Source organism: Aestuariirhabdus haliotis (assembly GCF_023509475.1).
Lineage (GTDB): Bacteria > Pseudomonadota > Gammaproteobacteria > Pseudomonadales > Aestuariirhabdaceae > Aestuariirhabdus > Aestuariirhabdus haliotis.
On the sequence record NZ_JAKSDZ010000074.1, the window covers coordinates 1 to 8,949 of the forward strand.

Genomic DNA, 8,949 nt, shown 5'->3' on the forward strand with positions numbered 1-8,949 from the left:
TTGTTCAGGTCTCGACATGAACGGCGAGCTTCGCCTTGATAAAAACCATTTTAGGATCCGCAGAGATCTATCCGAATTAATCAGAGGTGCCTTAAAACATACTCATAAAGCAATCCGCTCATTTGGAATCTATCCTGCACCATAGACCCGCTCGAATCGGCCACCTCCTTTACCCCATCGATCACACCCAAAACAGCTAGTGATCAGAGCAACCGGTTACCAATGCGAATAACCTCATCAATTAAACCCTGTACCTGTTCGGGTTCATGACGTGCCCCAATGTAGCAGGGCCTGATCGCCAGTTGATCGCCAACACGAGTGGAGGTGGGCATATAGTTGTTTTCCCGTACCAGATGCCGCAACAGCTTTTGATTGAAAGCATTGAGATCATCAACACGTTCATCTACAAACCGAAAACAACAAATCGAGAGTGTGGGTTCTAACAACAACTCTAACTGCGGGTGTTCCTGTGCGATGCGCGCTAGCGAACTGGCCATATCGTTATGGCGCATGATTCGTTGACGAAAACCCTCCTCGCCGATCTCCTTGATCATACTCCAGACCACCACGCCGCGGCAGGGCGCACTCAGTTCAACGCCGTAATCGTAATAGGGAATGCCAAAGTCATCGAGGGAATGTTGATAGGTTTCAGACTCATCCGTCTCGACACTGCCCTCAAGATAATCAGCCGGCTCTTGCGTGAAGGCTCGCAGCAAAATATCACGATCTTTGACAAAGGTCGCCGCCACACCAACGGATGCACCCAGCCATTTATGGGGATCGACAATGACAGAATCAGCCAGTTCGAGGCCATCGTAAAGTGGCGCCTTTCGTGGATCAAGAATACCCGGAAGGCCATAAGCACCATCGATGTGAAACCAGATACCGTTTTTTTGGGCAATAGTGCCGAGAGCCCGCAAAGGATCGATAGCACCGGTATTGGTTGTGCCGGCATTTGCAACAATCGCGATCGGCAACAGACTCCGGGTCCGATCCTCTTCTATCGCTTGCTCCAACGCATCGACTCTAATACAGCCATTGGCATCACTGGGGATAGCCCGTACCGAGCGTCGCCCTAAACCAAGCACCCCGGCAGAGCGCTGAATGGTGTGATGGCATTGATCGCTAGCATAGATGCGAACGGGCCGATCGATTCCCTCACTCGCGGGATCGATACCAATAGCCTCAAAGGCCTGCTGTCGAGCACCGCCAAGTGCCACCAGATTGGCCACCGAACCGCCACTGCTATAAACGCCTTTAAGGGTAGGAATACCGAGCATCTGCGCTAGCCACAATAACGATAACTCTTCGACATAATTGAAAGCGGTTAGCATGTAACGTTGTGGTGAACTGATGCTGGCCGCCGTCGTCGCCAGAGCGCTGGCAGTCACCCCGCCAGTGGTAATGTAACCGCTGAAACCGGGGTTTGGTATGGCCGAAGCGTTGGCAACCAGAGTATCGATTAATTCTTTAACAACCGAATCGATCCCCTCGCCTTTCTCTGGCAAAGGTCTGTTCAGTGCTGCCTGCCAATCATCCCTGGACTGAAAGGCATCAGGGTGAGCGAAGTCGAGATAGCCATCTAAAGCGCCACCGAGCTGAGACAACAGAACCTGTAGCCTACCGGTTTCAGCAAGATCTTTACTCATTAGATGATCCTTTATTTGAAATGGTAAGGTTATGGGGAAAGTTGACTCTCCTCAGCCACCATACACGCAGGAGAGATAGCCCCATAATTGCATTTCAGCAGTCTCTCTAGGATCGACTTTTCGCCTTCGCCCAGGGATCGACCTTATCGCCCGCCGGGTTGGGGTCTGTATCGGAGACTCCCCGGCCACCTTGCGGGGTATCGCTGGCATTCTTCCTATCAGAATTCCAACCCTTGGCCCGGGTTTCCTCTCCTCTCCGGTCGTTACCGGACCGATGACGGCGATGTTCGCCATGTTTACCTGATTGTCGAGGACTACCTTTACCTCGCTCTGCGGCTTTTCTGGAGCGCAATTCCCGTAAGCGCTCGGCATCTTCAAGGCTTAATTCTTTGGGTTCACCCGGAGTTTGATCGTCGGGAATAATACGATCCCGGGGGGATAGGGAAAACTGCGAGGAAGCGGCTTTCGGCAGGTTTTTGAAGGTATACAGATAGAACACCTCGACCTTCTCCCGCGCCCAGTCGGTTTTTTTCAGGAATTTTACACTGGACGCAATACTAGGATTGGTCTTGAAACAGTTGATATTCAAATAGGCGAAGAGAATTTCAAACCCATAATGGTCGACTAACTCCTCCAACAGGGTTTTTAAGCTGAGCCCGTGCAATGGGTTATTCTGGTAATTGATGTCGTCGCTCATGCCAGGATCCGGTGTAGGGTAAAAACAGCGCGATTGTACCTGATAAAGAGAGCAAGGTCTGTGGTTCTCACAGCAATCAACCACAAAGCACCACCACGCATTCATTGACATGACTGGTAACCAAAAAATGACTGGCACTCTCGATAAGGGTTTTATGGCTATTCGGCATAAAAGGACTGTTTAATCTCCGGCAGGCTTGAACTGTTCCATGCCAAAGCGTGGGTAAATTATCAATACCTGGGATCGCTTATCCTGCTTAGCACTCCCGCCTTCATACTCAAAAAATCTCCCGTAAAAATATTGGTTTATACTGAATAAATCGGCCACAAGAAGACAATTCAATACAGGATTAACTGCAGCACCTGCCATAAACCGATAATCAATACCTTAAAGCTGGAGAATCCAATGGATAACAGAATAGCTTTAATTCCCTTCACACAGAAAGTCATCAAAAAAGCCATTCTTCTGGTAGGCAAGGAAAACAGCAAAACCGTCGATATTGAACAACTCAGAAACCAGATCGACGATGCCATTCTTTCCGAAGATACCGATATACAAGATGAGATTGAGAAAGTGCTCAAAGGCCTGCGTGTCGAACCCAGGCTGGCGTTGGGCATAAGGGCCTTGATCAGACCACTGATGACCTTGATTTTGACCATCACCTTTGTCGCACTGATTTTCGGTCAAGTTGGCTTTTTTGGAGATCTGCCCGAAGGCCCTGCCCTGGAAAACTATAAAGAAGTGTTTACGGTCTTCCTGGCCATATACGGGCCGATCATCGGCTTTTGGTTTGGTGAACGTACCGCCGAGCGAGCCCCCAAACACTAACCACCCCTGGCTGGCTAAGCTACGAACCCATGGGTACGGCAGTTATCACATTTCTATCACGGCCGATTCACGTTTGCATAACTTCATCAGCAGCAAAGAATATATGCACTTATAAGGTCATATACTCTGTCATGCACTCTGTTGGCGACTACGTTTATGGTGGTAAATCGAATCTGTGCGACTCTACCGATGGTGCAAGCGCTTAACGCTTCAACAGAATGCATGAATGGTTGATAACAAACACAATCCTTATAAAGGGAGATTTACCAATGGTTGATTCGAAAAAAGCGATGGGTATTGCATTGGCAGTGGCGGCGGCTGGTATGCTGGGTACCGCCACACCAACCTTTGCCGAAGGTTCATCCCAGGCCAATGTAAAATGCTACGGCGTGAATGATTGCAAAGGCCATAACGACTGCAAAACGGCCAATAATTCCTGCAAAGGCCATGGCTCCTGCAAAGGCCAGGGTTTTGTTATGACCTCTGAAAAGGAGTGCTCGGATATGGGCGGAATGGTCAAGAAGTAACCCTTGCCATTATCGTCCCAACACGCCAGAGCGGCTACCGTCCTCTGGCGTGTTGCCATTTACATCGAATATCAGGGGGAAAGGCAGCGTGACACGACCATTTTTGGGCTTTGGCCTGGGTCTTCGAAAAGAGCATTACGCCTATGTTCTTGAGCACAAGCCAGACATCGACTGGTTTGAAATCCTCACGGAAAACTATATGGTGCCGGGAGGCAAGCCCCTCGATTATCTCGATAAAATCCGTCACGACTACCCTATGGTAATGCACGGCGTGTCGCTTTCTATCGGGGGCAGTGATCCGCTGGATACAAACTACCTTAAACATCTCAAGCAGCTGATACAGCGCGTTCAGCCCCAGTGGATCTCGGACCACCTGTGCTGGACGGGTATTAACGGCACCAACAGCCACGACCTGTTACCCCTGCCCTACGACCAGGATACCATAAGCCATATTGTGGATCGGGTAGCCCAAGTGCAGGAGTATCTGGGCCAGCAGATTCTGCTGGAGAACCTATCCAGTTATGTCACCTACAAAGACTCCGCCATGACGGAATGGGAATTTTTTAACGAGATCGCCCGCCGCGCCGACTGTCATATCCTGTTGGACATCAACAATATTTTTGTCAGCGCCCATAATCATCACTTCGATCCGCTGGACTATATCAACGGCATGGATAGCGATCGGGTGATGCAGTTTCATCTTGCCGGTCACAGTTACAATGGCGAGATGATTATTGATACCCACGATCATGATGTCTGCGATCCCGTTTGGTCCCTCTATGCCAAGGCCCTGAAGCGATTCGGCGCGGTCAGTACCATGATCGAACGAGACGACAATATTCCCGAATTTCCGGAACTGCGTAAGGAGTTGGCCATTGCCGAAGGCATCGCACACCAGACCCTGTCGGCGGAGGCCCTTCGAATCAACAGAGCCTCTGCAAGCAACCATCAACATAACCTGACCGGCATCACTTCGAACCATGAACAGACTGCGTAATCTTCAGCACGAATTTCTGCAGTATCTGCTGAATGATGCAAGCGACAATATTATCAAGCGTATAGAATCCAGCCCGCAACGTTCGGCCGAGCAACGCATGCAGTACTACGGCACGGCCTATTCCCTGCGCCTGCAAGAAGTACTACGCAACGATTATGAGCAGCTGCATGCCTACCTGGGTGACGATCTGTTTGAAACCCTGATGTTCAATTACATCAACCGCTACCCATCCCGGCATCCCAACCTACGCTATTTTGGTCAGCACATGGTCGAATTGGTGGAACAGCTGGAGCCCTTTAATCAGCACCCCGAAGTGGCCGAGATCGCGCGTATCGAACAGGCTTTTGCCAATAGTTTTGATGCTGCCGACAACCAACACATCGCATTGTCAAAGCTGGCTGAACTGTCCCCATCCGACTGGGCTAACCTGCAGCTTCGCTTTCACGATTCGGTGCAACTATTGCCCCAGACTTACAACAGTTTTCAGATATGGCAAGCGCTGTCCAATGATAAAACCCCACCCGATAAAACGCTTGATGATATGGCCTGGGTCATCTGGCGTGCAGACCTGGTCAGCCGCTACCGCTCCTTGCAGCCCGCCGAACGAACCGCGCTGAGCGTCGCACTATCGAGCGGTAGCTTTGCCGAGGTCTGCAGCGCACTACTTGAGCATTACAGCGAGCAGGACACACCGCTAAAAGCAGTGGCCTACCTCCAACAGTGGATCGCCGACCATATGCTGTGCGAGCTCGGGCAACGCTAAGGCCCCTTTGATTCATTCAGATAGATCTCTTCGGATCCATAAAATGGTTTTATCAAGGCGAAGCGTTGTTCATGCCGAGACATAAACAACGGCTTCAACACCGAGAAAACCGGTTTCGGGGCCGCCCTATAGGGCTTTCATGCAAACCCGGAGTTCATTTGATTGAATCAAATGTTCATTAAATCAATTTTCTCAAAAACCTTAACCGTATCTGCTTCTCGCATTCAATGGTACAGAACACAGCGGCTCCAATGGCCATCATCAACAGCCCATCTGACCATTCAATCGCTTCGGTCTTGAAGACAGTCTGGAACCAGGGCATATAGGTGATTAGCAATTGGCCAACAAACACCACAAAAATCGAAATCCAAACCACTCGTGTGCCCCTTACCGCTTTCCAGGTAAGCGATAGGGTATGCATATTTCGTATAAATAAAAGATGGAATATCTCCAGAACAACCAATGTATTCATCGCCAGGGTTCGAGCATAATTTTCTGAATACCCTTGCGAAATGGCGTAGTCAAAAATACTGAAAACTCCGGCAATAAAGAGACTGGACACCAGTACAATATGCCAGATTAAATTTCCATTCAGCAGCGCTTCTTGTCGCGGCCTGGGCGGGCGTAGCATGGTACTTCCCTGAGTCGGTTCGAATGCCAGCGCAATGCCAAGCGTGACCGCAGTGATCATATTGATCCATAAAATCTGGATCGGGGTAATCGGCAGACTCAACCCCAGCATTAAGGCGATGATAATCGTCAACGCTTCTCCGGCGTTGGTTGGCAATGTCCAATTGATCACTTTTTTAATATTGTCGTATACCGTCCTGCCTTCCCGGACCGCTGCGACAATAGACGCAAAATTATCATCCGCCAAGACGATTTCTGACGCCTCCTTCGCCGCTTCGCTGCCACCTTTTCCCATGGCAATACCAACATCGGCACGCTTCAAAGCCGGAGCATCATTCACTCCATCGCCGGTCATTGCTACCGTTATACCATTGCTTTGTAACGCCATAACAAGACGCAATTTGTGCTCTGGACTGGTACGCGCAAAAATACCAGTCTCTCGCACAACGGAGTTGAGTTCCTCATCATCGATTTGATCCAGCTCTGTGCCTGTTAAGACACGCTCACTATTCTTCAATCCCAGCTGTTTGCCTATAGTAACGGCTGTGAGCGCATGATCCCCTGTGATCATTTTCACATCGATACCGGCATGATGGCATTTGCTGATGGCTGCAATCGCCTCGGTTCGCGGCGGGTCAATAAAACCCGCCAGCCCCAGAAACACCAGGGAGTCTTTCGGGTCAATCTGATCAATCCGTCTTTGATCTGAATTCACCGGCCTGGCCGCGAAGGCGAGAACACGCTGCCCCTGGGAGGCAATAAAGTTGGCCTGTTGTTGCCAATATTCCGTATCTATCTGTTGTATATCATTCGTTCCGCAGCGTTGTAACTGGCACATGGCAATCAGCACTTCGGGGGCGCCTTTAATAAAAATAAAAGCCTGGCTTTTATGATCATGATTAAGAGTCGCCATGTATTTATGCCGGGTATCAAATGGGAGCACATCCGTACGCGCCCATTGCTCACGTGTCTCACAGGCATCAACACCGACTTTATTCGAAAACGACAACAGTGCGGCTTCCATCGGATCGCCCAGGCAGGACCATGCCCCCTCTTGTTCGATTAATTCAGAGTCATTACACAAGACAGCCACTCGAGCCACCTCATTCAACTCGGGGTGCTCTGCTATGGACACGGATTGCCCGTTGACCGTTATCTCGCCCGATGGTTCGTAACCGTTACCCTGGACAACACATTGCTTATCGCCCACGATCAGACTGGCAACAACCATCTCGTTACGAGTAAGCGTGCCGGTTTTGTCAGAACAGATGGTTGATACAGAACCCAAGGTTTCAATGGAGGGCAGCCGGCGAACGATCACATTTCGCCGCGCCATTACCTGCACACCCACCGCCAGGGTAATGGTTAATACTGCAGGCAGGCCTTCCGGAATGGCAGCAACCGCTATTCCAACGGCAGCCATAAATAGATTGGCAAAGTCATAGTCGAGCACAAAATAACCAAACAACAGAATCAGTGTCGAAATGATCAGAATAAACAGCGTCAGCCATTTGGCAAAAATCGCCATTTGTGCAACCAGGGGGGTGTTTAACTCTTGCACATTTGAGATCAAACCGCTTATCCGGCCAATTTCCGTATTCGCACCCGTTCCTACCACGACGCCTCGACCCTGACCACTGGTCACCGTAGTTCCGCAATAACCAATACAAAAACGATCACCCAGCGAGACATTGTTTTCAGTTGAGTTGGAGTTTTTATCAACCGGCATGGATTCGCCCGTCAGTATCGATTCCTGAACCTGCAAACCATGGGATTCAAAAAACCGCAAATCTGCCGGAATTTTATCGCCTGCCTCGACTAAAACAATATCGCCCGGAACCAGCGTTTCAGCGGAAACCGTCAAACGCTGGCCGTCGCGAATGACCGTGGCACGTAAAGCCAACATGTGCCGGATAGCATCCATGGCTTTTTCCGCTTTACCTTCCTGCAAAAAGCCTATCACCGCATTGATAATCACCACCGCAATGATAACTGCTGTATCCACAAAATGACCAAGCAACGTCGTAATCAGCGCTGCACCGATAAGCACATAGATCAGTATATTGTGGAAATGATGGAAGAATTGTAACAGTCGATTGCGTCGAGCCGATTCGGAGAGTTTATTGGGTCCGTAACGGCCAAGCCGTTGCTCAGCTTCAATACCAGTCAAGCCAGAAACTGAAGTGTCCAATTCAGACATGGCCTGTTCGGAAGATTGACTGTGCCAGTGACAACTGTTTTTCATAACGTCTCCGTATGACCTGCGCAAGTTCGCTTGAACGCTCACTACAGAAAGCTATTAAACCACAGCACAATCGATCCGCTGCAGCCGACCGTAACAACTAATGACTCCGAGCACTGCCCCCCTTAAAGCAACCCTGGCAAACGCTACTGGTCGCCTATATACAGCACCTTATCTCGCACTCTAGTCGAGTCTTTTACGGTAGTCTTTACGTATTTATGCCTATCAAAAACCTCATCTCTATTTGATCAATAAAATAGCGGGAGTTCTATTATTGATTGAACGTTCTCGGCCAATTTCTGCCTTTTTAATCAGCGTTCGGCACCATGCCCACCAACTGGTCACCGTGCAGAAAATCAGCATCTGCCAGGCCGCATACCAGGTGGGGTATCAAAGCCTGTCGCAATTCAGCCGTGAATATAAACTTTTGTTTGGTCAGGTTCCTAGCGAAGCCAAAGCGAGCTAGAGTCAGGTTTAAAAGTTTTGACCCATTAGGGCACCTCTGATTAATTCAGATGAACTCTGGCTTTCAGGCGAATCCAGAATCGCGGCAGGTCTTTGCAGTAAGGTCCAGACCTTTCAAAAAGGCGTAACAAAGAGTCTGGGTTCGCCTGAA

At 49.7% G+C, this 8,949-nt stretch carries 8 protein-coding genes; 5 read left to right on the forward strand and 3 right to left on the reverse strand.

Annotation, left to right across the window (positions count from 1 at the left end; genetic code table 11):
• Window positions 1–203 precede the first annotated feature (203 nt).
• Complete coding sequence (locus MIB40_RS18970) at window positions 204–1,649, reverse strand: pyridoxal phosphate-dependent decarboxylase family protein (RefSeq protein WP_249697077.1); 1,446 nt, start codon at window positions 1,647–1,649, stop codon at window positions 204–206.
• A gap of 106 nt (window positions 1,650–1,755) precedes the next feature.
• Window positions 1,756–2,346, reverse strand: coding sequence for a VF530 family protein (locus MIB40_RS18975; RefSeq protein WP_249697078.1), 591 nt, complete (start codon window positions 2,344–2,346; stop codon window positions 1,756–1,758).
• A 405-nt stretch (window positions 2,347–2,751) separates the two neighbouring features.
• Here MIB40_RS18975 and MIB40_RS18980 point away from each other — a divergent pair, with 405 nt between their 5' ends.
• The 4 genes from MIB40_RS18980 (at window position 2,752) to MIB40_RS18995 (ending at window position 5,461) form a co-directional block, all read left to right on the forward strand.
• Window positions 2,752–3,174, forward strand: a complete 423-nt coding sequence (locus MIB40_RS18980; RefSeq protein ID WP_249697079.1) for a hypothetical protein — start codon at window positions 2,752–2,754, stop codon at window positions 3,172–3,174.
• Between the two features lie 269 nt (window positions 3,175–3,443).
• Window positions 3,444–3,701, forward strand: coding sequence for a BufA2 family periplasmic bufferin-type metallophore (bufA2, locus tag MIB40_RS18985; protein WP_249697080.1), 258 nt, complete (start codon window positions 3,444–3,446; stop codon window positions 3,699–3,701).
• Window positions 3,702–3,789: 88 nt separating this feature from the next.
• Window positions 3,790–4,698, forward strand: coding sequence for an MNIO family bufferin maturase (bufB, locus tag MIB40_RS18990; protein ID WP_249697081.1), 909 nt, complete (start codon window positions 3,790–3,792; stop codon window positions 4,696–4,698).
• Window positions 4,682–5,461 (forward strand): HvfC/BufC N-terminal domain-containing protein, encoded by a 780-nt coding sequence (locus tag MIB40_RS18995; protein ID WP_249697082.1) that lies wholly within the window; start codon window positions 4,682–4,684, stop codon window positions 5,459–5,461. Before bufB ends, MIB40_RS18995 begins: the two co-directional genes overlap by 17 nt.
• 178 nt (window positions 5,462–5,639) lie before the next feature.
• Here the strand turns inward: MIB40_RS18995 and MIB40_RS19000 are convergent, their stop codons facing one another.
• Complete coding sequence (locus tag MIB40_RS19000) at window positions 5,640–8,336, reverse strand: cation-transporting P-type ATPase (protein WP_249697083.1); 2,697 nt, start codon at window positions 8,334–8,336, stop codon at window positions 5,640–5,642.
• A 271-nt stretch (window positions 8,337–8,607) separates the two neighbouring features.
• On the opposite strand from MIB40_RS19000, the gene MIB40_RS19890 reads away from it, so the two are divergent.
• Window positions 8,608–8,799, forward strand: a complete 192-nt coding sequence (locus MIB40_RS19890; protein ID WP_406566478.1) for a helix-turn-helix domain-containing protein — start codon at window positions 8,608–8,610, stop codon at window positions 8,797–8,799.
• Window positions 8,800–8,949 lie beyond the last annotated feature (150 nt).

Excerpts from the sequence above, each read along its gene's own strand:
- MIB40_RS18995 (WP_249697082.1), top strand. The coding sequence starts at position 4,682 with ATGAACAGACTGCGTAATCTTCAGCACGAATTTCTGCAGTATCTGCTG.
- MIB40_RS18970 (WP_249697077.1), bottom strand. The coding sequence starts at position 1,649 with ATGAGTAAAGATCTTGCTGAAACCGGTAGGCTACAGGTTCTGTTGTCT.
- MIB40_RS19000 (WP_249697083.1), bottom strand. The coding sequence starts at position 8,336 with ATGAAAAACAGTTGTCACTGGCACAGTCAATCTTCCGAACAGGCCATG.
- MIB40_RS18975 (WP_249697078.1), bottom strand. The coding sequence starts at position 2,346 with ATGAGCGACGACATCAATTACCAGAATAACCCATTGCACGGGCTCAGC.
- MIB40_RS18980 (WP_249697079.1), top strand. The coding sequence starts at position 2,752 with ATGGATAACAGAATAGCTTTAATTCCCTTCACACAGAAAGTCATCAAA.
- bufA2 (WP_249697080.1), top strand. The coding sequence starts at position 3,444 with ATGGTTGATTCGAAAAAAGCGATGGGTATTGCATTGGCAGTGGCGGCG.